23 protein-coding genes are annotated in these 24,261 nt (G+C 60.1%); 11 read left to right on the top strand and 12 right to left on the bottom strand.

The features are described from left to right. Nucleotides 1–48: 48 nt before the first annotated feature. Nucleotides 49–429, bottom strand: coding sequence for a carboxymuconolactone decarboxylase family protein (locus tag FIU93_RS13350; RefSeq protein WP_062487764.1), 381 nt, complete (start codon nucleotides 427–429; stop codon nucleotides 49–51). Beyond that, a complete protein-coding gene (locus FIU93_RS13345) occupies nucleotides 383–859 on the bottom strand; it encodes a MerR family transcriptional regulator (protein ID WP_062487762.1) in 477 nt (158 codons plus the stop codon). The genes FIU93_RS13350 and FIU93_RS13345 overlap by 47 nt, the downstream gene beginning before the upstream one ends. Nucleotides 860–1,107: 248 nt before the next feature. Here FIU93_RS13345 and FIU93_RS13340 point away from each other — a divergent pair, with 248 nt between their 5' ends. The 3 genes from FIU93_RS13340 (at nucleotide 1,108) to FIU93_RS13330 (ending at nucleotide 3,756) form a co-directional block, all read left to right on the top strand. After that, the gene (locus FIU93_RS13340) at nucleotides 1,108–1,698 is read left to right on the top strand and encodes a TetR/AcrR family transcriptional regulator (protein WP_152505833.1); all 591 of its coding nucleotides are present in this window, start codon (nucleotides 1,108–1,110) and stop codon (nucleotides 1,696–1,698) included. Between the two features lie 91 nt (nucleotides 1,699–1,789). Further along, nucleotides 1,790–2,350, top strand: coding sequence for a carboxymuconolactone decarboxylase family protein (locus FIU93_RS13335; RefSeq protein WP_152505832.1), 561 nt, complete (start codon nucleotides 1,790–1,792; stop codon nucleotides 2,348–2,350). Nucleotides 2,351–2,448: 98 nt separating this feature from the next. Continuing rightward, nucleotides 2,449–3,756, top strand: coding sequence for an SRPBCC family protein (locus FIU93_RS13330; protein ID WP_173017315.1), 1,308 nt, complete (start codon nucleotides 2,449–2,451; stop codon nucleotides 3,754–3,756). Between the two features lie 132 nt (nucleotides 3,757–3,888). Here FIU93_RS13330 and FIU93_RS13325 read toward each other — a convergent pair whose 3' ends face one another. Then, nucleotides 3,889–5,463: an ABC transporter substrate-binding protein gene (locus FIU93_RS13325; RefSeq protein WP_035909848.1), complete on the bottom strand. Its 1,575-nt coding sequence runs from the start codon at nucleotides 5,461–5,463 to the stop codon at nucleotides 3,889–3,891. A 214-nt stretch (nucleotides 5,464–5,677) separates the two neighbouring features. On the opposite strand from FIU93_RS13325, the gene betC reads away from it, so the two are divergent. Next, nucleotides 5,678–7,195, top strand: a complete 1,518-nt coding sequence (betC, locus tag FIU93_RS13320; protein ID WP_152505830.1) for a choline-sulfatase — start codon at nucleotides 5,678–5,680, stop codon at nucleotides 7,193–7,195. 240 nt (nucleotides 7,196–7,435) lie between these two features. Further along, nucleotides 7,436–7,804: a mannan-binding lectin gene (locus FIU93_RS13315; protein WP_209010358.1), complete on the top strand. Its 369-nt coding sequence runs from the start codon at nucleotides 7,436–7,438 to the stop codon at nucleotides 7,802–7,804. A gap of 32 nt (nucleotides 7,805–7,836) precedes the next feature. Here FIU93_RS13315 and FIU93_RS13310 read toward each other — a convergent pair whose 3' ends face one another. Next, complete coding sequence (locus FIU93_RS13310; RefSeq protein WP_055655753.1) at nucleotides 7,837–8,193, bottom strand: hypothetical protein; 357 nt, start codon at nucleotides 8,191–8,193, stop codon at nucleotides 7,837–7,839. Nucleotides 8,194–8,688: 495 nt separating this feature from the next. Between FIU93_RS13310 and FIU93_RS13305 the strand changes: the two genes are divergently transcribed. The 3 genes from FIU93_RS13305 to uvrB all read left to right on the top strand — a co-directional run bounded on the left by FIU93_RS13305 (nucleotide 8,689) and on the right by uvrB (nucleotide 12,573). Then, complete coding sequence (locus tag FIU93_RS13305; RefSeq protein ID WP_055655758.1) at nucleotides 8,689–8,952, top strand: hypothetical protein; 264 nt, start codon at nucleotides 8,689–8,691, stop codon at nucleotides 8,950–8,952. A gap of 133 nt (nucleotides 8,953–9,085) precedes the next feature. Beyond that, the gene (locus FIU93_RS13300) at nucleotides 9,086–9,358 is read left to right on the top strand and encodes a DUF1344 domain-containing protein (protein WP_055655759.1); all 273 of its coding nucleotides are present in this window, start codon (nucleotides 9,086–9,088) and stop codon (nucleotides 9,356–9,358) included. 284 nt (nucleotides 9,359–9,642) lie between these two features. Continuing rightward, nucleotides 9,643–12,573: an excinuclease ABC subunit UvrB gene (gene uvrB, locus FIU93_RS13295; RefSeq protein ID WP_152505828.1), complete on the top strand. Its 2,931-nt coding sequence runs from the start codon at nucleotides 9,643–9,645 to the stop codon at nucleotides 12,571–12,573. Nucleotides 12,574–13,337: 764 nt separating this feature from the next. Here uvrB and FIU93_RS13290 read toward each other — a convergent pair. The 3 genes from FIU93_RS13290 to FIU93_RS13285 all read right to left on the bottom strand — a co-directional run bounded on the left by FIU93_RS13290 (nucleotide 13,338) and on the right by FIU93_RS13285 (nucleotide 16,338). After that, entirely contained in the window at nucleotides 13,338–13,673 is a 336-nt protein-coding gene (locus tag FIU93_RS13290) for a GIY-YIG nuclease family protein (RefSeq protein ID WP_286202429.1), read from the bottom strand. Between the two features lie 291 nt (nucleotides 13,674–13,964). Next, a complete protein-coding gene (locus FIU93_RS31400) occupies nucleotides 13,965–14,138 on the bottom strand; it encodes a hypothetical protein (RefSeq protein WP_022997999.1) in 174 nt (57 codons plus the stop codon). 262 nt (nucleotides 14,139–14,400) lie between these two features. After that, nucleotides 14,401–16,338 (bottom strand): OmpA family protein, encoded by a 1,938-nt coding sequence (locus FIU93_RS13285; RefSeq protein WP_152505827.1) that lies wholly within the window; start codon nucleotides 16,336–16,338, stop codon nucleotides 14,401–14,403. A gap of 236 nt (nucleotides 16,339–16,574) precedes the next feature. Here FIU93_RS13285 and FIU93_RS13280 point away from each other — a divergent pair, with 236 nt between their 5' ends. After that, entirely contained in the window at nucleotides 16,575–17,780 is a 1,206-nt protein-coding gene (locus FIU93_RS13280) for a DUF1176 domain-containing protein (RefSeq protein WP_152505826.1), read from the top strand. A gap of 83 nt (nucleotides 17,781–17,863) precedes the next feature. On the opposite strand, the gene FIU93_RS13275 is transcribed toward FIU93_RS13280, so the two are convergent. Next, nucleotides 17,864–18,238, bottom strand: a complete 375-nt coding sequence (locus FIU93_RS13275; RefSeq protein WP_152505825.1) for a hypothetical protein — start codon at nucleotides 18,236–18,238, stop codon at nucleotides 17,864–17,866. 101 nt (nucleotides 18,239–18,339) lie between these two features. Then, complete coding sequence (locus tag FIU93_RS13270; RefSeq protein ID WP_022998004.1) at nucleotides 18,340–18,630, bottom strand: hypothetical protein; 291 nt, start codon at nucleotides 18,628–18,630, stop codon at nucleotides 18,340–18,342. 267 nt (nucleotides 18,631–18,897) lie between these two features. Between FIU93_RS13270 and FIU93_RS13265 the strand changes: the two genes are divergently transcribed. Continuing rightward, nucleotides 18,898–20,379 (top strand): hypothetical protein, encoded by a 1,482-nt coding sequence (locus FIU93_RS13265; protein WP_152505824.1) that lies wholly within the window; start codon nucleotides 18,898–18,900, stop codon nucleotides 20,377–20,379. Between the two features lie 175 nt (nucleotides 20,380–20,554). Further along, nucleotides 20,555–21,157 (top strand): sugar transferase, encoded by a 603-nt coding sequence (locus FIU93_RS13260; RefSeq protein WP_173017314.1) that lies wholly within the window; start codon nucleotides 20,555–20,557, stop codon nucleotides 21,155–21,157. Between the two features lie 9 nt (nucleotides 21,158–21,166). On the opposite strand, the gene FIU93_RS13255 is transcribed toward FIU93_RS13260, so the two are convergent. From FIU93_RS13255 to clpS, 3 genes are all read right to left on the bottom strand, one after another. Continuing rightward, nucleotides 21,167–22,315, bottom strand: a complete 1,149-nt coding sequence (locus tag FIU93_RS13255; protein ID WP_152505822.1) for an aminotransferase class V-fold PLP-dependent enzyme — start codon at nucleotides 22,313–22,315, stop codon at nucleotides 21,167–21,169. Then, nucleotides 22,315–23,319: an NAD-dependent epimerase/dehydratase family protein gene (locus FIU93_RS13250; RefSeq protein WP_173017313.1), complete on the bottom strand. Its 1,005-nt coding sequence runs from the start codon at nucleotides 23,317–23,319 to the stop codon at nucleotides 22,315–22,317. Before FIU93_RS13250 ends, FIU93_RS13255 begins: the two co-directional genes overlap by 1 nt. A gap of 285 nt (nucleotides 23,320–23,604) precedes the next feature. Beyond that, nucleotides 23,605–23,907 (bottom strand): ATP-dependent Clp protease adapter ClpS, encoded by a 303-nt coding sequence (gene clpS / locus FIU93_RS13245; protein WP_022998009.1) that lies wholly within the window; start codon nucleotides 23,905–23,907, stop codon nucleotides 23,605–23,607. Nucleotides 23,908–24,261: the final 354 nt, after the last annotated feature.

Raw genomic sequence — 24,261 nt, 5'->3', positions numbered from 1 at the left:
ACCACGGCGGGTTTTATCTTGGCGGCAACGCTGTGTGCCTACATCCCCTTACGCTGCATCCTGCGCCTCAAACACCTCCCGGGCCGCGTTGAGGCCGTTGATCGCTGCCGGCAGGCCGCCGTAGACAGCCATCTGCCAGATCGCCTCGACGACTTCCTTCCGGTCCGCACCGGCGGCAAGCGTGTGTTCAATGTTGATCTTGAGTTGCGGAGCCGTCTGCCCACCAAGCACGGTCAGGGCCGCGATGGTGCACAACTGGCGTGTTTTCAGGTCGAGGCCCTCCCGGGCATAGTGCCGGCCGTAAGCCCATTCGATCAGGCTCTCGGAAAATCCGGGTAGAAGATCGTCGTAACGATCGCTGAGAATGGCTTCCAGGTCGGGGTTAAGTTTCTGCGTCAGCGCGCGGCCGCGCTCCAGGGCGGTGCTCATGTTTCGGAGCTTCCTTGCTTGGCGGCGCGCCGTGTTCGGTCCGGGCGCAGCTTTCGAAGGCCGGATCAACGGTCTCACCTGCTTCCATCCTTCTGTAGAGATCAATCTTATCGTCCAGGACGTCCAGCATCTCGGTGAGCCGGGCAATATCGCCGACAACCTTTCCCCTGTGCGCTTCCAGCAGCTTCCGGCGCTCCGTCAACGAAGCTTCGCCCTTTGTACGCAGGTCCGCATAACGCAGCCGGTCCTTGATGCCCATACCGGTCGATTTCAGCCGGTCCAGGAAGTCGATCCACCTGAGGATCGTTGCATCGTAGACCCGCCGCCCACCACCGTCCCGCAGGGGACGCGGCAGAAGGCCGATCTTTTCGTAGTAGCGCAGGGTGTCGGTCGAAAGTCCCGATTTTTCGGCTAGGTCGCCAATCCGCATGTCAGTCTCCGAACGGAACGATTTCTCTCAGGTACCGGTTGGAGTGCACTCCAGGTCAAGCGTCTTTTTCAACTAAATCAAATCTGGCGACACGGAGCTGCATTGCTGACAGGGGTCAATCTCGTTCCGGTTCGGCCGTTTTCGAGGCATCCAGACCTGAAGACGGCAAGACCCACCTCGCGAAGTCGTGAACTTGGGGTGAGCGTCAATCAATTGACTGATCGGTCAGTTGGAAATATCAATCCCGCATGACCACGACACGCGACATTCTCATCGACACCGCCACCGAGCTCTTTCTGGGACGCAACTTCGGTGCCGTCGGCACCACGGAACTCTGCAAGAGCGCCGGGGTGAACAAGGGAACGCTGTACCATTACTTCCCTTCGAAGTCGGATCTTCTGGCTGCAGCGATCGAGCGATATGCCACGTCTTTCGGACAAGCTTTCCGCGACATTGCCGACAGTGACGCAGCACCGGAAGAAAAGCTCCGCCAGCTCTTCGACGTTCCCGCTAGGGCAAACCGGGACTGGAAAACCCGGCACGGCTTTGCCCAGGGATGCCTTGTCGGAAACATGAGCCTGGAACTCGGGGCCGTGGATATCCCTGTACGCGAGGCCATCAAGCACGCACTGACGACGTGGAAAGCCCCGGTGCGCGATATCCTGCACCAGCTCATAGAGACCGGTTCACTCGCCAGGATCGATTGCGACAAGGGAGCAGATGTCGTCATCGGCCTCATTCAGGGTGGGCTTCTGCTGGCCAAGGCGCAGAACGACCCATCGCACATCACCCTTCTTGCCCCCGGCGCCCTCTCTCATCTGAACAGCCTTAAACCCTAACCGCCGCCAGTTGCGGCAAACACCGGACGTCCGAGCACGTTTAAACATCACTTGACTGGTCGGTCAGTTGACACACGAAAGGAAACGACAAATGCCAAACATGCTTCAAATCGAACCCAACCAGGCAACAGGAGCCACGAAGGAGGCGTTTGATGAGGCCAAGCGGCAATTCGGCGGCGTCATCAACCTCTTCAAGGTCACGGGCAATGCCCCCAATGTGCTGAAGGGCTTCCTTGCGCTCAATGCCGGCGTCAACGACGGCATAGAACTGACGGGCAAGGAGATCGAACAGGTCGCCATGCTCGTTTCCGCACTCAATCGCTGCGATTATTGTGTCAACGTTCACATGAAAGTGGGCCAGATGCAGGGCGGCAGCGAAACCGAGATGCTGGCCGCAATGGAAGGCCGCGCGGAGGATGCGCGGACGCAGGCCCTGCTCGACTACGCAAATGAAGTCGTCCGCAACCGCGGCCAGGTGACCGCCCCGACGCTTCATGCTGTCCGGCAGGCCGGTTTTTCCGACAAGGCCCTTCTGGAAACCATCGGGATCATCGGGATCTACACCCTGATCCAGTATGTGCGGCACGTGGCGGATCCGGAGCATGATTTCCCGCAGGTTACCCAATACGACGCACAGCAGATGGGCGCCTGAACAAATGGCCCGGTCGCGTCAGCCCGATGACGCGACCAAACCCGACCAATGAACAGCCGCCACTTCACGATTGCCCAAACTTGAACGGGAGGAAGACGATGATCGACGTTCACCGAAAAAAAGCCCTGCCGGTCCATCCGGACCTGGTCCGACAGCTTGCAGGTGGTTTTGACCAGATCGGTGCATGGCATCCGGCCGTTGCGGACTGCAAGACGAGCGAAACACCTTCCGGAACGGTGCGCCACCTGACACTGCCGGACGGCGCGATACTCCAGGAAGCTCGGACCGACGACGGAACGGTTCCCGGAACCTACAGCTACCGCATCCTCTCTGGCCCCCTTCCCGTGCGCGACTACACTTCGACTTTCCGGGTCCTTGCGACCGGCAACGGCTGCGAAGTGGAATGGTCGGGAAGGTTCGATGCTGAAGGCGCTTCAGAAGAGGAGGCACGTTCCGTGGTTGCCGGCATTTATGAAACGGGACTTCAGGCACTGGCGGCGATGGTTGCCGAACAGGCTAGCAAGACCCTACAACGCCGCAAGCCCTCCCCCTTGCCACAGGTGACCACGGTTCCGGAGATCCGTGCCGACGAAGCGCTGCGCACTGTCTACGAAGACACCAAGGCCGTGCTGCAAGTGCCATGGATGGGCGTGGTGACGATGGCGTTTGCACAATATCCGAACTTCTACGCCGCCTTGTGGGGTGGACTGCGAGACCTTGCCGGAAGCAGGGAATTCGTTGCAGCCTGCGCGGATCTGAGATCATGTGCAGAGCAGGAAGTTGCCGCCTTTTCGGTTCCGGAAATTACAAGGGATTTGCGCAAACGCGGGTATGCGGATCAGGAACTCGAGCGGATAAGAGACGAGATCGAGGTCTTCTCCCACGGCAACATGCCCTATCTCCTGATCGCGACAGCTGCCCGGCTTCTGATCGAGAACCATGACCTTGGTGAAAACAGCACCATTTCACCCTACGACAGCGAACACGGGCCGCGGCGACTGGGGGCACCGGTGCTCATGGAAATGCATCACGTCGACAGCCAGACGCGAGATGTCTACGACGACATCATGCGCACGCTCGGCCTGCCGTTCGTGAACACCGACTATCGTGCCCTTGCCCGCTGGCCGAGCTACTTTCGCCTCGCCTGGAATGCACTGCGTCCTCAGATCGAAACCACCGACTATGACAAGGCCTGCGAACGCGTTCACGACTGCGCGGTCAACCTTGCCCGGACGCTGCCCAACCCTGGCGGACTGACACCGAAAATCCTGCAAGCGGCGATTGCCCGCGACACCAACGCGCAGCCGGTTGGCGATGTGGTGCGGCTGTTTCAATGGTTGCTGCCGGGCCTGATCGTCAACGTCGAGGCCTTTCGCCAACAATTGATTTCGGAAAAGTCCAATTGAAAAAAAGCGGCCGGCGGGACTTGCCCGGCCGGCCGTTGGAAAGGCCCCAAACAGGAGCGCTTTGAAGGTCGATCCGGCGAGGCGGTTTCCACCGCCTTCGCCTTAACGGCTGCAGGTGCCGTCTTGGTTCTGTTAAGCGAACCACCAGCGTTCGACGGCGCGGAAACCGTCCAGGGTCCAGTTGGCGGCAACCTTTTCCGGATGCTGGACCTTTTCGTTGTGCGCCATGACATAGCTGGCGAACATCGGAATAATCACACCACCGTCGGTGCGCACCAGGTTCTGCATTTCGCGGTACATATCGGCACGCTTGGTTTCATCAAGCTCGGAACGTGCCGTCTTCAGCAACTGGTTGAAACGCTCGTTCTCCCAGTAGGTATCGTTCCAGGGAGCGCCTGACGCATAGGCCACGGAGAACATCCAGTCTTCCGTCGGACGCCCGCCCCAGTAGACCGCGCAGAACGGCTTTTTCATCCACACATCGGACCAGTAACCGTCATTCGGCTCGCGCGTCGGCTTGATGTTGATGCCGGCCTTGCTCGCGCTGTTTGAATAAAGCACGGCCGCATCGACAGCACCGCCGAAGGCCGCATCAGCTGCTGAAAGGCTGACGTCGAGGGAATCGAGACCGGCCTGCTTCAGGTAGTATTTCGACTTGTCGGGATCGTAGGTGGTCTGCTCCAGGTCGTCCGCGAAGAAGCGGTTTGACGGGCTGATCGGATGATCGTTCCCAACCGCCCCGTAACCGAACAGGATCTTGTCGACCAGTTCCTGGCGATCGACAGCATATTTCAGCGCCATACGTACATTGTTGTCGCTAAAGGGCGCCGTGCGCGTATCCATCGCAAACGTGTAGTGCTGCGTGCCCGTGGTCGACAGGATCGTGACGTTCGGCGACCGTTTGAACAGGCCGACGGTCTTCAGGTCCACCTGATCGATGACATCGACATTGCCGGTCAGGAGTGCTGACTGACGCGCTGCCGGGTCAACGATGGTCAGCAGCTTGACATCGTCGAAATGCGCCCGGTCGGTCTTCCAGTAGTTCTCGTTTCTGGTCAGCTCGGCAATGACACCCGGCTGGTAGTTGGTGACCTTGTAGGGACCGCAACCGTCGCTGCTGGTCGGATCGATCTTGCCGTCGGAGGATTTCATGATCGGCAAGTGATAGTCGCTGACCACGAACGGGAAGTCGGCATTGCCCGCTTCCAGCGTGAACACGACACTGTCGCCGTCGACGCTGATGTCCTTGATGGGGTCGACGAAAGGCTTCGCCGCCGAGGTGCTGTTTTCGCCGCGGTGATAGTTGATCGAGGCCACCACGTCTTCCGGCTTGACCGTGCCGCCGCTGTGATACTCGATCCCCGGGCGGATCTTGAAAGTCCAGACCGTGGCATCGGGAGACGGCTCCCAGCTTTCCGCCACTTCGCCCACCAGGGTACCATCTGCGGTGATCTCGATGAGGTAGCCATGACGGGATGTGGCGAACACCTGTACGAAGACATTGTCCCAGGTGCCGGGGTCATAGTTTTCACTGGTGTTACCGGCGGCGATACCAACCCTGAACGTGCCGCCCTTCTTGGGTTGCGCGGCTGCCGGACCGATGGCGAACTGACCGGCAACAGCCGCTCCGCCGATCGCTGCCGCACCTTGCAGGATGCTGCGCCGGGAGACCCCGGACTGCAGGATGTGCTTGTTAAGATTTCCCATTTTCATGTCCCCTCTTTTTGATGTCCTCATTATGGAAATGACGCCGCGTGAACGTGTCCGCGCGAAAGAAATCTGCCCTGAACGTCCTTGATCCGGACAGAATTGCCAGCCACCAAGACGCCTGTTTTTCATACTATGCCGTTTTTGATTGATCGCTCAATTAAAAAAAAGCTAACACTTGCGGCAAGGTCCTCACTCGCGGCGGAGAAGCAGCATGGGAAAGCGCAAGAACATCCTGATCCTGATGGTCGACCAGTTGAACGGAACCTTGTTTCCGGACGGCCCGGCGGAGTTTCTGCACGCACCAAACCTGAAGAAACTTGCCGCCCGTTCGATTCGCTACGAGAACACCTACACTGCTTCGCCGCTCTGTGCGCCGGCACGCGCAAGCTTCATGTCCGGCCAGCTGCCACGCCGTACGGGCGTCTACGACAATGCCGCAGAATTCGCCTCCGACATCCCGACCTATGCCCATCATCTGCGCCGCGCCGGTTACACCACCTGCCTGTCCGGCAAGATGCATTTCGTCGGTCCGGATCAGATGCACGGCTTTGAGGAACGACTGACCACCGACATCTACCCTGCCGATTTCGGCTGGACGCCCGACTACCGCAAGCCGGGCGAGCGTATCGACTGGTGGTACCACAACATGGGGTCAGTCACGGGCGCTGGCATTGCCGAGATTTCCAACCAGATGGAATATGACGACGATGTCGCCTTCCAGGCCGTGCGCAAGATCCACGACTACGGCCGCGGCAAATACGACCGCCCGTTCTGCCTGACGGTCAGCTTCACCCACCCGCACGATCCGTATGTCGCCCGCCAGAAGTACTGGGACCTCTACGAGGACTGCGAGCACCTGCTGCCGCAGGTTCCGGCGATGGACTACGACGACCACGACCCGCATGCAAAGCGCATCTTCGATGCCAACGACTGGCGCAACTTCAACATCACCGAAGAAGACATCCGCCGCTCGCGACAGGCCTATTTCGCCAACATCACCTATCTGGACGACAAGATTGGCGAAATCCTGCATGCGCTCGACGCGATGGACCTGACCGAGGACACCACCGTCCTGTTCGTTTCAGATCATGGCGACATGCTGGGCGAGCGCGGCCTGTGGTTCAAGATGAACTTCTTCGAAGGCTCGGCCCGCGTGCCCCTGATGGTTGCCGACGTGGATCTTGCGCCGAAGCACATTTCCGATCCGGTCAGCACGCTCGACGTTCTGCCGACCGTCTGCGACCTCGCCGGCATCGACATGAGCGAGATCATGCCCTGGACCGACGGCACCAGCCTGGTTCCGCTGGCGAAAGGCGAGCCCCGCACCGCACCGGTGCTGATGGAATATGCCGCCGAAGCCTCCTACGCCCCGCTGGTCGGCATCCGGGAGGGCGACTGGAAATACATCCATTGCGAACTCGACCCGCCGCTGCTCTTCAACGTAACGGACGACCCGCACGAACTGACCAACCAAGCCGCCGACCCGGCACATGCCGCAACCGCCGTGCGTTTTGCCGAAATCGCAGGGAAACAATGGGACATGGCCGCTTTCGACGCCGAAGTGCGCCAGTCCCAGGCCCGCCGCTGGATCGTCTACGAAGCCCTGCGCAACGGCGCCTATTTCCCCTGGGACTACCAGCCCCTGCAAAAAGCCTCCGAACGCTACATGCGCAACCACATGGACCTGAACATCGTGGAAGAAAGCCAGAGGTATCCGCGAGGAGAGTGAACCCGCTTTATTCCTGGACCGGCTCGCTTACCCTTGTCATCCCCGCCCAGGCGGGGATCCAGTAATCCTCTGACCTCAAAATTTTCCAGATACCGCCCCACGGACACCGCGATCCCCGATCCTGGCCCTGCCGAAGCAGGGCCACACCATGCGAGAAACCAGTTCACACAGAACTTCCCGGTCGACACACGGCGAGAGGTAATGGAAGCTCTGGCGGATCGATTATCTACGGAGGTCCCGATGCGATTGCCGAAGCTGCTCACAGCGCTCTTCTTCCTGCTCATTGCACTTCCCGCCAGCGCACAGACCTACAACGTCGAGGCCGGGCCGATCTGGAACAATGGTGACGCGCAGGCGAAATGTCCGCGTGTTTGCGGCGGGCTGGGAACGCGCTGGAATGGGCAGTGGCATACGACGGTACAGGGGCAGATGTCGGTCTGTGCGTGTGAGAAGGCCAGCCCGGGAGGTGAAATCCAGGCCGGGCCGATCTGGAACGACGCCGATGCGCAGGGCAAATGCCCCGGCATCTGCTTTGGCAACGGTCTCAGCTGGAGCGGCCAGTGGCGTACCACCGTGCAGGGACGCATGTCCGTTTGCGACTGCCGCTAGCCCGCCCGTGGGCGGGCGGACGCGACCGGGTGTTATTTCGTGCAGCCGTTGACATCGGCTGCGCAGTAGAACCCATCCGAGGAATTGCCGCAGCAATAAAGGAAACCGGGCGAGTCGCAGTAATACTCCGATGAACCGCAACGGCCGGCAACCTGCATCAACGGACCCTTGTCCGTCGATGATCCCGGCAGTTCCACGGCGCCGGACAGGCGCGGCGACATGTTGGGCATCGGCGGCACTTCAAGCCCGCCATCCAGGCTTGCAAGGACAACTTTCGCTGCTGTCAGATCCGGCTGATGGGTCAGGTCCAGCGGATCGGCCCCTGCCGGGGTAACCGCGTAAAACATGCCGGTCATCAGCGTGATTTCAACAATAGTTCTCAGTCTCATCTTTCGCCTCCTCCGCGCAAGATGCAGCTTGTCTGCTTGTGATCTGATGGAGCCGATTATAGCACGAGACTGAAACCCCGAATATTCAGCAAACTACGCAGCACGCAAAAGATTTACAAAGAGAAACAACAGCCTCACGTGGGCACATCACCCTTTGAAGGTGTATTTTCCGGCGCGTGTGCCTGGGCTTCCAACGCGCCCAAACGTGGCGAAAATCCTGCCGAAAAGGCGCTCAAAGCCCTGCCGGAAACCTGGCCAGACAATATTTTTTGCACCCCTGATTTCGAACAAATTTCCGCCGCAATCCAAGCGCTGAATCCACGTCAGCAGGGTCAAGCGCGTCCCGCGTAAGCCACTCACCAGGCAGTGCTTTTGGACTTCCCAAGGCATGAGATGGATAGAGAACCCAAGCCGTCATGACATTGGCAAAAAAGCCGTCATGGCCGCGAAACCACTGCACCTTCAAACATCTCTGTCCTTGAAAGGATATCTGCAATGGCCATTCGCGGCTTTGTCCTTGGTGCTGCCTTCCTTGCTGCCGGCCTGGTGCCCGCAAGTGCCGACAGCGTGACCGCTTCCGTAGAGACCTGGAACCCGGCAACTCGTACGCTTGTTCTGAGCGACAAGACACAGTTCCAGACAATTTCCAGCTCCGTCGCGGTGCCGGACACCCTGGCTGCAGGAAAGACCGTCACCATTCACTACAATGGCTCGGAAAACGGCGTCGACTCGATCCTCTCCATAGAGGTTCAGCCCTAAGCCAGCGTCATGCCACTGCGCCACGAAACTGCCTCGGCCTGACGACGCCTGGCGGTGCGCCGCCTTCATTTTCCAGGATCCGCGACGCCCCCGAGACTGGATCCTGACGCCCCTTTTGCTCAAGGAGACGTGAATGCCAAAATGGCTCATCGCGATTGCGACGGCACCGTTGTTGCTGACTTTGCCCCCGCACAGCCTTCGGTCCGCGCTCGCAGATGAAATCGCAGGTACGATCCTGTCCATCGATCCCTTCGAAGGCCTGTTTTCCCTTGAAGACGGGTCCAGGTTTCTTCTGACCGATACGCTCAGTTCGCAAGATCTGATGATCGGATCGGAAGTCCTGATCACCTTCACGACAACAGTGTCCGGCGACCGCCTGGTGACCGCACTCCAGGTCGTGAACTGAACTGCCCGGCATCTCGCCCTGTCATTCTCACTATCCGGACAGGGCGAACGCCAGCCCGATACTGGCCAAGGCCCCATCAAACGGCCAATGTCCAACTTTTCCATCGGCCCGCACCACCTGCCCTTCGCGGGCCGATTTTTTTCTGATCATCATCCACCGACCACTGCCTGTCGGCGGACTTCCTGACAGCCTTATGTCAGGAGACTGACAGGAAGTGGCAAAAAGCGGAACAAACCCGCAACCACCCCCTTTCCTCATGCGCGCAACCGGACCATATTGCGGCCATGAGCAAGCGCCCGACCAAATCCTCCTCCGACGACACGACCTCTGCTGACGGCTTCGGCGAAGCTCCCCAGAAGTCACTTTCCGGAACGCCCCTGTCCGGATCGATCAGTGATTGGGCAGCGGAAATATCGCAGGAAGCAGACAAGCCGGAGCCCAGGAAGGCAGCCCCCCGGAGCGCTGGTGAGGGAAAAGAGGATCGGAACGACGGTGCACCGTCACGGAAGTCCGGCCGCAAGGCCGGTGCCACCGTGAGTGCGAAAAAGGAAAAGCCGACCAAGTCGTCGCGCGGCACCTCCATCGGCAAGGCAGACAGCGCCCGCGAACGCGCGGCAGGCGGCCTCAACCCGGTGGCCGGTCTCGACATGTCTCTGGAAGAGGCCGAAAACCTCGAAAAGCAGCTCAAGCAGCACCAGAAAGACAACAAGAAGAAGAACAAGGAAAGCAAGTACGGCGAGCTGACCGGCAACCAGGGTGCCACCGCGACCGTCGAGGCGCTATCCGCGCTGATCGAAAGCGGTAACCCGCTGCACAAGAACGGCGAGCTCTGGGTGCCGCATCGGCCGGAGCGCCCGGAGAAGTCCGAAGGCGGTGTGCCGATCGTTCTGAAATCCGCCTATGAGCCCAAGGGCGACCAGCCGACCGCCATTGCCGACCTGGTGGAAGGCATGGAAAACGGCGACCAGACGCAGGTTCTGCTCGGTGTCACCGGCTCGGGCAAGACCTACACCATGGCGCAGGTGATTTCCCGTACCCAGCGTCCGGCGTTGATCCTGGCCCCCAACAAGACGCTGGCGGCCCAGCTCTACGGCGAATTCAAGTCGTTCTTCCCGGACAACGCGGTCGAGTATTTCGTTTCCTACTACGACTATTACCAGCCGGAAGCCTATGTGCCGCGCACGGACACCTATATCGAGAAGGAAAGCTCGATCAACGAGCAGATCGACCGGATGCGCCACTCCGCCACCCGCTCGCTGCTGGAGCGCGACGACGTCATCATCGTCGCCTCGGTGTCCTGTATCTACGGTATCGGCTCGGTCGAAACCTACACCGCCATGACCTTTGCCATCGAGGTTGGCGAGCGCATGGACCAGCGCCAGCTGATCGCCGATCTTGTGGCCCTTCAATACAAGCGCAACGATGCCGCCTTCCAGCGCGGCACCTTCCGGGTGCGCGGCGACACCATCGAGCTGTTCCCGGCCCACTACGAGGACACCGCCTGGCGCATTTCCATGTTCGGTGACGAGATCGAGTCGATCACCGAGTTCGATCCGCTCACGGGACAGAAGTCGGGCGAGCTGAAAAGCGTCAAGATCTACGCCAACTCGCACTATGTCACGCCCAAGCCGACGCTCAACCAGGCAATCAAGTCGATCAAGGACGAACTCAAGCACCGGCTTGAGGAGCTGAACCAGCACGGCCGCCTGCTGGAGGCGCAGCGGCTGGAACAGCGCACCATGTTCGATCTGGAGATGCTGGAAGCCACCGGCTCCTGCGCCGGCATCGAGAACTATTCCCGCTATCTCACCGGCCGCAAGCCGGGCGAGCCGCCCCCCACCCTGTTCGAATATCTGCCGGACAACGCCATCGTCTTCGCCGACGAGAGCCACGTCACCATTCCGCAGATCGGTGCCATGTACCGGGGCGACTTCCGCCGCAAGGCGACGCTGGCCGAATACGGCTTCCGCCTGCCGTCGTGCATGGACAACCGTCCGCTGCGCTTCGAGGAATGGAACGCCATGCGGCCGCAGTCCATCGCGGTGTCGGCAACTCCCGGTTCCTGGGAGATGGACCAGTCCGGCGGTGTCTTTGCCGAGCAGGTCATCCGCCCGACCGGGCTAATCGATCCGCCAGTGGAAATCCGCCCGGCGACCAGCCAGGTCGATGACCTTCTGGGCGAAGTGCGCGAAGTGGCCCAGAAAGGCTACCGCACGCTGGTGACCACGCTCACCAAGCGCATGGCCGAGGATCTGACGGAATATCTGCACGAGAACGGCGTGCGCGTGCGCTACATGCACTCCGACATCGACACGCTGGAACGCATCGAGATCCTGCGCGACCTGCGCCTCGGCGCCTTCGATGTGCTGGTCGGCATCAACCTGCTGCGCGAAGGCCTCGACATTCCCGAGTGCGCGCTGGTCGCGATCCTGGACGCGGACAAGGAAGGCTTCCTGCGTTCCGAAACATCCCTGATCCAGACCATCGGCCGCGCGGCACGTAACGTCGACGGCAAGGTGATCCTCTACGCCGACAACATGACCGGTTCCATGGAACGGGCGATCGCCGAAACCAACCGGCGCCGCGAAAAGCAGCTCGCCTACAACGAGGAAAACGGCATCACCCCGGAAAGCGTCCGCCGCTCCATCGGCGACATTCTGGAAAGCGTCTACGAGCAGGACCACGTCACCATCGACGCCGGCTTCGCGGAGGAAGGCAACCTCGTCGGCCACAACCTCAAGGCCCATATCGAGGATCTGGAAAAGCAGATGCGCGATGCCGCAGCCGATCTCGACTTCGAGACGGCCGCCCGCCTGCGCGACGAGATCAAGCGCCTGCAGGCAACCGAGCTGGCCGTCGCCGACGACGCCATGGCCCGCCAGTCCGACGTCGACGGCAAGACCGGCGGCTACAAGGGCGACCGCAAGTTCGGCGCCGGCGGCACCAAGGAAGGCGCGAGCGGCAAAAAGAAACAGACCGCCCGCGACAAGGCCCAGGCCGCCAAGGACCGAAACGCCTTGCCCGGCCCCAGCGCCAAGGTGCGCAAGAACACCCTCGACGAAATGACCGTCGGCCGCACGGAAGTCCCCCTCGGCTCGTCAGACCCGGTCAAACCGCTGGTGCGGGCAAAGATCGGCGCAGGGTCCTACGAGGATCCGGCGGAAGAGAAACGTAATCGCGGGCGGCCGAAGAAGAGTGGGCGGCCGGGGCGGTAAAGAGATCCCCCCGCTGGAGGGTATTCAAAGGCTCGACGGACCGGGATGACGAGGCTTGGATTGATCGCATTGCCCTGCTTTGTCGTCATCCCATGGCTTGACCATGGGATCCATTCCCTGACGGAGCCCAACACAGAAGCTTCGATTGTCGAACAGACACGGCATGGATTGCAGGGTCGAGCCCTGCAATGACGGTGGAAGCCTGAAGCTGCGAGGCGACCGCAGCCTCTCCTCCTCACAGTCATTCCGGACAAGCGCAGAGAAGCTGCGCGCCGATCCGGAACCCAGCGCATCAGCGCGAGCGTAGCTCGCTCCTTAGTCATCTTCTCCATGGGAAATGAGTGCGCCTGCGGCGCAGATTATGTCTGGATCCCGGATCTGCGTTCGGCGTTGCCGCACTTGTCCGGGAGGACGGGTGGGTGGAGCTAGGGACAGGTGTCTTTGACGATAAGCTCGGCGGCGAGACCAGCCCTGCGACGCTAACGCCTCCTGTTCGCGAGGCTTCGCCGAACTGGCAAGCCTCTCCTCCCCACTGTAATTCCGGGCAAGTGCAGCAAAGCTGCGCGACGATCCGGAACCCAGCGCATCAGCGCGAGCGGAGCTCGCTCCTTAGTCCTCTCTCCCTAGAAATTGAGCGCGCCTCTGGCGCAGACGATGTCTGGATCCCGGATCTGCGTTCGGCGTTGCCGCACTTGTCCGGGATGACCGGTGGGTGGTGCTGAGGCTGGGGGTATCCAGGAAAACCGAGAGGTCTGCGTGGCGCTTTATAAAAGCGCCGACGACGATAGGTCCAGCCATTCCGGATTGCTGCGTTCAATGAGGTCGATCTTCCAGCTGCGCCGCCATTTCTTCAGCTGTTTTTCCCGAAGGATTGCCTCATCCATCCGTTCATACAGTTCTGCATGAACGAGCCTGGTAACCCCGTAGGTCTTGGAGAAGCCGTCGATCAGGCCGTTCTGGTGCTCGTAGAGGCGGCGCGGGAGGTTGGAAGTCACGCCGATATAGAGCGTGCCGTTGCGGTTCGAGGCGAGAATGTAGACGGCGGCGGGCATGGTGCGACTATTCCGTGCATCCCCAAGCCTTGCAAGAAACAAGGTCATGCCTTTGGCATGAAATATGTCTGGGTTCCGGATCTGCGCGCAGCTGCGCTACGCTTGTCCGGAATAACGGGTGGGGATGAGAGGCACGCCAGTCCCACCTCAGGCCTCTGGCGCCCTAAGGCTGAGGCGGTCGGCGGGCTGGCTTTACCAACGGATCTATCGTCAGAGTTACCATTGTCAGGCCACACGCACCGTCATTCCGGACAAGTGCAGCAAGGCTGCACGCTGATCCGGAATCCAGCGCGTCAGCGCGAGCGTAGCTCGCTCATCTTCTTACGAGATCTGAGCCGCTCAGATGCCCTTGAACAGCACACCGGCAGCAAGCACGGCCCAGGAGCCGATCAGGAGATGGACGGTGGAAACGCCGATGCTCGGGACGGCGACGCCCAGCATGGGGAGCACCGCGACAACGAAAAGGGCCAGAGAAATCAGGAAAACGATAATGGAAGGGGGTGTCAGTCGCATGAAGACCTTCGAAAATGGTTCTGTCGTATGTGCCGCTCGCCTACGGAGGGTCGGCCAGGCGAATCGTATCAATCCCGGACCACCCGGAGAATTCCGGCGCGGACCGATCTGTGCGGCCACATGAGCCGGGCCATCAGGAATTGTCAATGTCAGTTATGGCAAGGATGGTGCCTTCCCACATCTGACGAGACCTTCCTGTCCCGGGCCCGGTTCGTGGCAGGAAACGCGGCGCCAATAAACTTGGCGCCGCGCCGCTATCCTGTTACCTGCGCGCGCTCAAAAGCGGCGTGATGTTGCGGATCGTCACGCGGCGGTTGCGCTCTTCAGCGCCTTGCGTATCGACCTTCAGATAGTCCTCGCCATAACCCTGAACGACCATGTTCTCCGGCGACACGCCATAAATGTCCGCCAGAATACGGGCGACGGTTTCAGCACGGCGGTCGGAAAGCGCGAGGTTGGAAACATCCGAGCCGACAGCATCCGTGTGACCTTCGATCAACAGCACTGTCGTCGGGTCCTGATCGATCAGGGCCTGGGATGCGCGGGCGATGTCCTCAAGTTGCGGAACCTGGCTCTGGCGCACCACGGCACTGCCGGTGTCGAAGGTGATCGTGTCGAGATCCACCCGGCGCACCTTGTCGCGCAGGCGTTCGTTTTCACGAATGTCGCGCAGGGAATAGGCCTGTTCCACCTGTTCCACCGGCGGCGCAGTGAAGGTCTGGTAGATCTCGTCATAGTTCGCCCGGCCTGCCGGAACGATGTAACGATCGCGCGGGATGCCGACTTCCAGCGGCGGCAGTTCGCGGTCGTAGTTACGGCGGCGGTGATTGTATTCGCGATTGTCGATCAGCACATACTCGCGGCCATCCGGCAGAAGGCGTGAGCGGTAAAGCACATAGCCGCCCTCGTCACGGATGGTGATGATCTTCACGCCGTTGGTGCGGGTGACGGTTTCGCGCGTGCGGCCGCCACGCAGGCGTTCGGCGTGGAACTCGTCATCGCCATAGCGCAGCAGGCTGCTTTCGTCCTTGCGCACGAAATATTCGCCGTCCCGCTCGACGATGATCCGGTCACCCTGATCCTCGACCACCTTGCCGCCAAGGGCCGGGATCAGCATGCCGACGCCGACACCAACAGCCGCGGCACCAAGCAGTTCCAGCCTGCGGTCGCGGGCTTCATCACGGCGGCGTTCTTCCTTCGCCTTGATTTCGGCCCGCTGCGCGTCCGTTGCGTCGTCCGAGACGACGGCCGCCGGTTCTTCGGCCGGTGCGGCCGCCTGGGCCGCGATCGGCTCACCCGGCTCCTCGGTCACGGTTTCATCTGCCGCGGTGGCTTCGACCGGGGCGACAGCAGGTGCGATCTCTTCGGCAGTTTGCGGCTGTTCCGCTGTTTTCTGATCGGCACCAGCTTCATCGGTAGCGGTTTCTTCCGCAGCCGGCTCTGCTGGTGCGGTTTCCTCGGCACTCTTCTCGGTGCTCTCCTGCGCAGTGGGTTCCTCGGCCGCAGGCGCTTCAGTCGAAACGGCATCCGCCGGCTGTTCTTCCGCCTGCGGTTCCGTGCTCTCCGCGGCATCCGCCTGTTCGGCATCAGCCGGTTGCTCTTCCACCGGCTGTTCGGATGCCGGCTCGGCCGCGGTCTCTTCCGCAGGCGCCGCTTCTTCGACAGGAGCTTCCGGCTTTGCCTCCGGCGCGGTCGTTTCTTCCGCGGTCAGGGGTTTTTCCACCGGCGCGGTTTCTTCAACCGGCGCGGCGGGTTTTTCGGCGGGAGCTGCCTCTTCCACGGGGGCTGTCGGTTTCGCCTCAGGCTGCGCATCTTCTGTCGCGACGGGCTCAGTAGCGGCAGGCGCCGGCTCTTCCGCCTGGGTTTCCTGAGCAGCTTCGGGGGCAACATCTTCCACTGCACCTTCTTCAGGTGCCGGCTCGGCAGGCGCTTCTTCAGCCGGAGCTTCCGCGGCAGGAGCTTCCGTAGCAGGTGCTTGCGTAGCAGGTGTTTCTGCGGCGGGGGCTTCTTCGGCAGGCGCGTCAGTGGCTGGCGCTTCTTCCGCAGGTGCGGCTTCCTGGTTCTTGCAGGCTTCCTGATCCGGATTGGCCGCACAATCGACAGTCGTCTCCTGAGCACGTGGCAGACCCGGCTGCAGCGGCAGGCCGATCGCCAGGACAAGCGCCATGGCCGTTGAATTTCGAAGCAATCTCGACGTCATTCTTTTCATCCTCTCGCCCCCCAACGAACTTTCCCGAACCGATCACGGCCTGGAACACTCGAAGGAAAACAAGTGACCGGAGCTTTTGTTCCAACGTCATTTTCGCGGATGCGGTTGTGCCCTAGCGTCACCTCGACTTTCCGTACATCCGTCTTTCGCCCGATTGACTTGCGGTCGCACAGGGTCATGGTGGGGTGGGGTCCGGCGACCAGCCGGCATTGTCAGAGGGGACTGACATGACAAAACAAATACTTGCATCTTCATCGCTCGCGCTGGTCCTTGCCGGGCCGGCGGCAGCCGAACTCGCGAAAACCGAATTCGGCGACTGGTCGCTACGTTGCAACGAGAAGACCTACTGCATTGCCGAAACCGAAGGCACCGGTTCCAATGACGAAGCGTTCAGGCTTAAGGTGGAACGCAGCGCCAAGGCAGACGCGCAGGTTTTTGTAACCCTCAGGCCGAAAACGCCACTCGAAACCGGCATGCGCGCCCGGATCGAAATCGAAGGTGACGAGGACAATGTCGGTTTCTTCGGCAAGGCTGCAAAGGTCTACACCGGCAATGAGATGACCTTCGGTGGTGACGCCGACCGGGACCTGATCGAAAACCTGCGCCTCGGCCAGGACGCTTCGATCCAGATCGAATTTGGCGGTAGCGCGGGCACTATCACCTACGAAGTCTCCCTCTCCGGCATCACCCATGCACTCCTGAAAATGGATGAAGTGCAGGGTCGCATCGGCCGGCAGGACGCCATCGTGGCCTGGGGAGGTTTGCCTTCTGCCAAAGCCACCGGCATTGCCGCAGCCGCCGCTTCATCCCCGTCACCGGCACAGCCTGCTCCCGCCCCGTCTCCGGCACCAGCCGACACGGTTGCCGAGGCACCCGTCGACGATCTGCCGCCACCGATCATGCCGTCTCAGGAGACCAGCAACAGCGGCGTCAACCGCGGCGGGATTGGTCAGGTCTATGCGGTAAGCGAGCTTCCGGACGAGATCCAGATGATGGGTTACCGCACGCTGGGTTGTCAGCTTGCGGAAACGGTGCCCGCTTTCGGCGCGCAATACTACGCGGAAGGCGACGTGGAGACCTGGGTCGTTCCCTGTCAGATGGCCGACCTCAACGTGCCTTACTACATGGCGATACATGTTCCCTTCGATCCGTCGCTGGACGAGTGGAAGGAGTTCGAGACACCCCCCGGCTTCAACCAGCCCAACCATGCCCTGGTCAACAACCTGTTCTACGACCCGGGTAGCGGCCAGGTGACGGGCACCACCTACCATTCGCCCAACTACGACTGCGGCACCTTCGAGCGCCACGAGGTAGAAGCTGAAAGCGGCAACTACACCCTGATGGAATATCTCGAAAAGACCGACTGCGACGGCATCACCGGCCCGCCCGAGGGCTGGCCCCTGAGCTGGACGATCGACGAGATGGGGGACTAGAGCCTTCGCCCCGGAAAACGACCATCATTCCGGACAAGCGAAGCGCAAGCCGAGAGCCGATCTGATTGATGCTTTGGGCGGACCTATTGCTTGTCCGGAAACAGCCCATGAAAGACTGCGCACTGGACCATCAGGACGCCGTTCATGGTCTGGGCATTCATGTCGACGACGATTTCCGCATAGGCCGAGTGCGATCCCATGATGGTTTCAAGCTGGAGCTTGCATTCTTCAATGTCGCCGTCTGTCTCGATCGCCAGATCGGTTGTTTCCCCACTGCCGATGTCGAGCTTCAGGGACAGGACAAGCGGGTCTTCATCGACATGGTTTCCTTCAGCAACGGCCAGAATATCGCTGCCTGCAATCCTGTAGGTGTGAAAGACCTGATAGGCACTGGCAGCGAGGCAGGAAAGGGAAAGCAGAGCAAGGCCCAACAGGAATGTCTTTTGGAAAATACGCATATCTGTCTCCGCGGAAACTTTTAGAAATCCCCGGCATTTCGGCGGATACGGCAAGTGACGTCAACTGCAATCAGCGAAGATTGAGACAACCCGGCCCGGATTTAACGGGGGACCGCCGGCAGAACGAAAAACAGGACGATGGCAATCGCGAAAGCCGCCAGCGCCAGAAAATAGAGCCGCGCGATGCGGCGGCGTCCGGGTTCAGCCTCGTCACCAAACCCGCCAGGCGTGAACATCCGTTTCCACATGCCAACGCCCTTCAGCGGCGAAAACGCAGCCTCCTCCAGAAGGTTGAGACGCTTGATGAACAGAAGAGCGCTCACATAGCCGGCAATCATCAGGAGAAATGCCAGCGTCATGAAGGTCATGAAGATCAGATAAGCGGGTGTCATGCCCTCTCTCCTTCCCACTTCGGAACGGCCCGCAAACAGTCTTTGCGGCATCTGCGGCCCGTTGCAACCCGCCACACTTGTTAACCATAGGTGCAAATCCGTTAAAATGCCGGGGATATCTGTCTTTTGAGGGTAACACTTCACACTGTATTCTGCGGTCAGCTTGCCCTGAGTCGTTGAAACCGCCAGCGCTTATGGGTTAATAAAGAGTTAAAGTTTTGCGTATCTTTCGCCGGGCGGCGCCGGCGGGAAAGTCAGGAGACAGGAATGGGCATTTTCTCGAAATCCTCGCGCCCCGGCGGTGACCAGGAGCAGCGGGTCGAGACCGTGAAAGAGGCAAGCGAAATTCAGGAAACCGCGCAGGCTCCTGAAAAGAGCAATATCGAGCATCTTTCCCCGTTCGCCCTGAAAATGCAGGAAAAGATGAACCATCTGGACGGGCTCAAGTCCCGCATCGGCGGTCTGAACCAGACCTTCGAACAGATGGCTGCGTTTGCTGCGGAAAGCCAGACGTCGATCCGCTTGATGGCCGAATACCTTGAAGGCTCCCGGACGACCGTGGAAACCGAGGTCCGGCTGAAATCCGAAAACGCCAAGATCTCCACCGACCTGCTTGACGCCGAACACAAGGTCCGGACGCTCACCACCCAGCTGGAAGATGCCCAGGCCGAAGTCCATTCCCTGCGCAAGCGTGCAACCGAGACCCGCACGGCGCTGGAAACCGCCCGTAACGACATCGTCTCCATTCGCGACAACAACAAGAAGGTCAACGAGGAATACCGGCTGCAGAGCGCCAAGCTCGTGGAAGCCAATTCCCAGGTGTCTGATCTCTCCGGCAAGCTCAACGACCTCAAGGCCAAGTTCGAGACGCTGGAAAAACATGCCGAGAGCCTCGGTTCGGATCTGGAAGCGGTTCGTCACCGCGAAAAGGAACTGCAGCAGAACCTGTCCGAAAGCGCCAAGCTGCTGGAAGACGAAATCCGCAAGAACAACCAGGTCACCAGCGAGCTGGAAGCGGTCAAGCGAGAAGTCGGCGAATTCCGCAACGACAACATCGACCTCAAGTCTCACCTGGATGTTGCCAATCAGGAACTGGCCTACGCGAAAAGCCGGCTTGAGGAAGAACAGCGCAAGCACGACAACGAGGTCTATGCGCTGAACGCGGAAATCGAAAACCTCTCGTCCCAGCGCCGCATCGGCGCCCAGTCTCTGCAGGAGATGGCGCGCGAGAACTCCACGCTGAAGGAACGCAGCCGCGATCTTCTCAAGCGCATGCAGGAAATCGAACATCTGCTCGACAGTGCGCAGAAGAACCACGAAAAAGACCGCAACGAGCTGATGGCGACCACCGCCAAGCTGCGTGAGCTGAACCTGCGCTACAACTCGGCCCTGACGGACCTGAACCACCAGCGCAACCAGAACCAGAAATACGCCGACAATCTGGAAGACCTGATCGAAGAGAACAAGCGTCTGCAGCGTTACAAGATCCAGGTCGACACTGCCAACGAGCAGATCGTCCAGCTGAAGTCGGTCATCGTGAACTATCAGATGGCAATGGAAGGCCGCGGTCCGGCCGAAGAACTCGGACTGACCGAAGGCTACGATCCGGCTGCCGAGCTTGGCATTACCGAGCCGCTTTCGAACGAATTCGAGCCGATCGACATTGACGGCGACGGATCCGACGACGACGGTCCGGACGACAACACCCCGACCGGCGGCGACGACAAGATCGTCAAGCTGCGCGACTGACGCAGCCCTCTGTCCGGCATTTGTCAACCGGCCACAGATAACACGAGCAGATCAGGCCCCGGCTATCCAAGTCCGGGGCCTCGTTTTTCAAAGACCGTTTTCCTGCCGCGTTTCCGGCAGAATGTCCGGGCACACCGGGCGTATTTCAGCGACATTCCCGTACAATGACGATTTGATGAGCAAGGTATTCGCCGCCGTTTTGTTGATCCTGCTGTCGCCGGTTCTGGCCGGCATCGCCGTTCTCGTCTGGCTTGGTGACCGGAAGGCGCCGTTTTTCATTGCCAGACGAACCGGCCTGGGCGGTGGTACCTTTGCGATGGTGAAATTCCGGACCATGCGCCCCGGCACGAGCGACGCAAGCGCGATCACCGAAGTGCGGGACAACCGTATCACCCCCATCGGCAGCTTCCTGCGGAACACCAAGCTCGACGAGCTGCCTCAGCTGTTCAACATCCTGCGGGGTGACATGGCGTTCTTCGGGCCGAGGCCGGAAGACCCTGGCATTGTCGCCCGTTACTATGACGATGAGATGCGAAGATCGCTGTTGTTCCTGCCTGGCCTGATCAGCCCAGGCACCCTGTGGGCCCTGACCAATTTGAACCGGATCGAAGGCGCGAACGACGCCGAAGATGTCTATGCACGCGAAATCCTGCCCGAACGGCTCGCGCGCGATACCGCCTATTTCGAACGGGCCGGTTTCATGTCCCATACGCAGCTTGCAATGAAGACCCTGGCCACTCTGCTGCACCGGGCGGTTTCGGCTGAAAATCGGGAGTAACTGATCGCTTCAGCCAAGTTCAGCTTTCAGGAACTCGCAGATCCGGGCTGCATCACCCGTGCTCAGGTCCATGTGCACCGGTAGACGCACCAGCCGGCCCCACGTGTTTTCCGCACCAACGCAGCTGCCAGCCAGAATCCGCCCGGCAAAGCTGGAAAGATGCAGCGGCTTGTAGTGTGACTGCAGGCCAAGCCCCATTCGGGCAGCCCCCTGCAATATCCGGTATGTCGTTTCCCGGTCGCTTGCGAGGAAGGCGAAGGAATAGCCATTCGCCTTTGTACCCTTGCCTGGCCGCAGGATCTCGATCGGCAGATCCCGCAGAGACTTTTCGTAGTACGCCCAGATCGCGCGGCTTTTCAGGAGGATCTCTCTTGAATGCACCAGCTGGCTGTAAAGCAAGGCAGCATTCAGGTCCGGCATTTCGAAGCTCGAAGAAACCGAGGTCCATTCATAGTGGTTGACTTCGCCCCTTGCGAAGGCGGGAAAGTTCGTGCCTCGCGCCAACAGCTCTTCAACACGCTCGCGCAGGTGGGAATTGTCGCTGTTCAACACCAGCGCGCCGCCGTGCCCGGCGCTGATGATCTTGGTTTCATGGAAGGAATAGGCGGCAAACAGACCGCACGTCCCAACAGCCCGGCCATCCTGCTTCGCGCCGAATGCCTGGGCCGCATCTTCCAGAATGACGACCCCGTGCCGATCGCACAGATCCTTGATTGCCGCCATTGGAGCTGCCGCGCCGCCATAATGCACAACGACGACAGCTCTGGTCCGGCTTGTCAGCCGTGCCTCCAGTGTTTCCGGCGTTACCATCATCGTTGCCGGATCAATGTCGGCCAGCACGATCCGCGCTCCCTTGCGGGCAAAGGCCGTCGCTGTTGCGCAGAAGGTGTACGAAGGAACGATGACCTCGTCTTCCGGCCCCAGATCCAGCGCAAGGGCCGAAATTTCAAGTGCGGACGTGCAGGAATTGGTCAGGAACACACGGTCATGGCCAACATGCTGGCTCACCAGCGCCTTCGCCTTCCGGCTATAACTCCCGCCGGAGCGCAGATGTTTGCTGCTGAGCGCCGATGCCACCGCATCGTAAGTTGCGGGTGGAATATGCGGCGCATGAAAGCGGATCGGCGGAAGCGCAGCTTCTGTCGGCAGGCTCAGCATCAGAACCTTTCTTCGTCGGCAAAGCGACGGACACGGGCCCGCATTTCGCGGTAGATCGCGCGCAGCTCCTGATCGACTGAGCTCTTCTGTCGGTACCCGAGAGACCGCAGGCGGCTGTCGTCGATCCGGTAAGCCGCATCGTTGGTTACACGATCCCGAATGAAATGAAGACCGGTGGAGACGCCGGTTATTTCACAAACCCGCCGCGCCACCTCAAGCACAGACAAGTCCTCTTCCCCGGAAACGTTGAAGATCTCGAGCGCCTGTTCGTCCTGTGTGTTGAGCACCAGACCGATGGCGGCGGCAAGATCGCTGACGGGCAGAAAACTGCGTTCCTGGGCACCCGTGCCTTCAATCGTCAGCTTCTGGCCCTTCAGTGCCTGCATGACGAAACGCGGAAACAGCTTTTCCGGGTTCTGTCCGGTGCCAACAGCATTGGTCGGTCGCAGGATCGTTGACCTGAGGCCATTTTGCGCAGCCATCATGACAGCCTCCTCAGCCATGGCCTTGGAGGTCGCATAGGGTGTCGTCGGCCGCATCGGAGCGGTTTCGCGAACCTCCTCCATTGCAGGACCGTAGACTTCGTCCGTGCTGACATGAATGAAATGCTTCACGCCGGCGTCCTGTGCCCCCTTCAGAAGGGTTTCAGTGCCGGTCACATTGACGTCAAAGAAGAGTTCCGGGTCGGCGAACGACCGCGGCACATGGGTTTCTGCCGCCAGATGGATCACGGCGTCGCATTCATACAGCGCAGCCGCCACATCGATCGGCGAGCGGATGTCTCCGCGAATGACGGGAAGATCTCCCGCTTCACCGATGGGTGCCAGGCGGCGAAAATCAGCCGCGTAGGAGACCCGGTCCAGGATCACCGTCTCGGAGACATTCGCCATCCTTGCAACACGTCTGAACACCTTGGACCCGATAAAACCCAGGCCACCGGTTACAACGATCTTGCGAAAGGAAATGTTCTGTTTCGGAGCAACTGTCTTTGCACAATGTTCCATATTGGCACAAATCCTGATATATGCAGCGTTTGATTGCATATTCAGCAGATTTCGTGCCAATCACCTCCGGCATGAGGGTGTGCAAGGGTGAAACGCAGTCTCAGCAGCACAGCGTCCCTGGCCGATATTTGGCGAGAACAAGTTGCCCCCGGCAGTCTCCCCAAGACAAATAGCTATTTTTTGTCAGTTACCTGACACAAGAACATCGTCTCTGCCGGCCGAGCGCGCGCGGCTAAGCCTGCATGGACGATGACAATTGACGAAGGAATTTAGCCGGCAGCAGCTTCACTCAGGTTCAACGGTGAACTGCAGCGGATAGCCAAGCTGAACCGCAGCATCGATAGCGCGCGTAGCCTTGGTTTCGGCGACGTCACGCGGATAGACGGAGACGACACAGATCCCCTTCTGGTGCGCTGTCATCATCACGACCTCAGCCTGGGACTCATCCAGGCGGAACTCCGCCTTCAGGATCAGGACGACAAATTCCCGCGGCGTATAGTCGTCGTTCAGCAGCATCACCTTGTAGAGTTTTGGCCGCTGCACCTTCGTCTTTTGCTTCAGTTTCGGTTTGAAATCGATCTCACTCATGACAATCGTCCAAGCTGACGCCTAAGGTTCCGCACGATGCGGTCTCACCTGAGAAATGGAAATTGTGCCGGAGAATTTCGCCGGCTGCATGCTGCTAGACCCGATCCGCTCCCGATGCCGTCATCTTGAGTGACGCAGCGTCCGCAGCAGGCCCATGCTTTCCATCACTATACTGCATCGCGAAATCGAAGAAAACATGACAGCTGGAAATCTTGCCACCGTTTCGAGAAAAAACAGCAGGCGAGACATGATCAGACCGTATCGCACATAGAGCCGTCGTTTTGACCCATACAGCGGCGAGATGAAAACCAGGCCGTCTTCTTTGTGGCGGTTTTCCGAAACAAGGTTGCTTCC

Source organism: Labrenzia sp. THAF35 (genome assembly GCF_009363595.1).
Classification (GTDB): domain Bacteria; phylum Pseudomonadota; class Alphaproteobacteria; order Rhizobiales; family Stappiaceae; genus Roseibium; species Roseibium algicola.
This window is presented reverse-complemented; position numbering and strand designations above follow the sequence as displayed.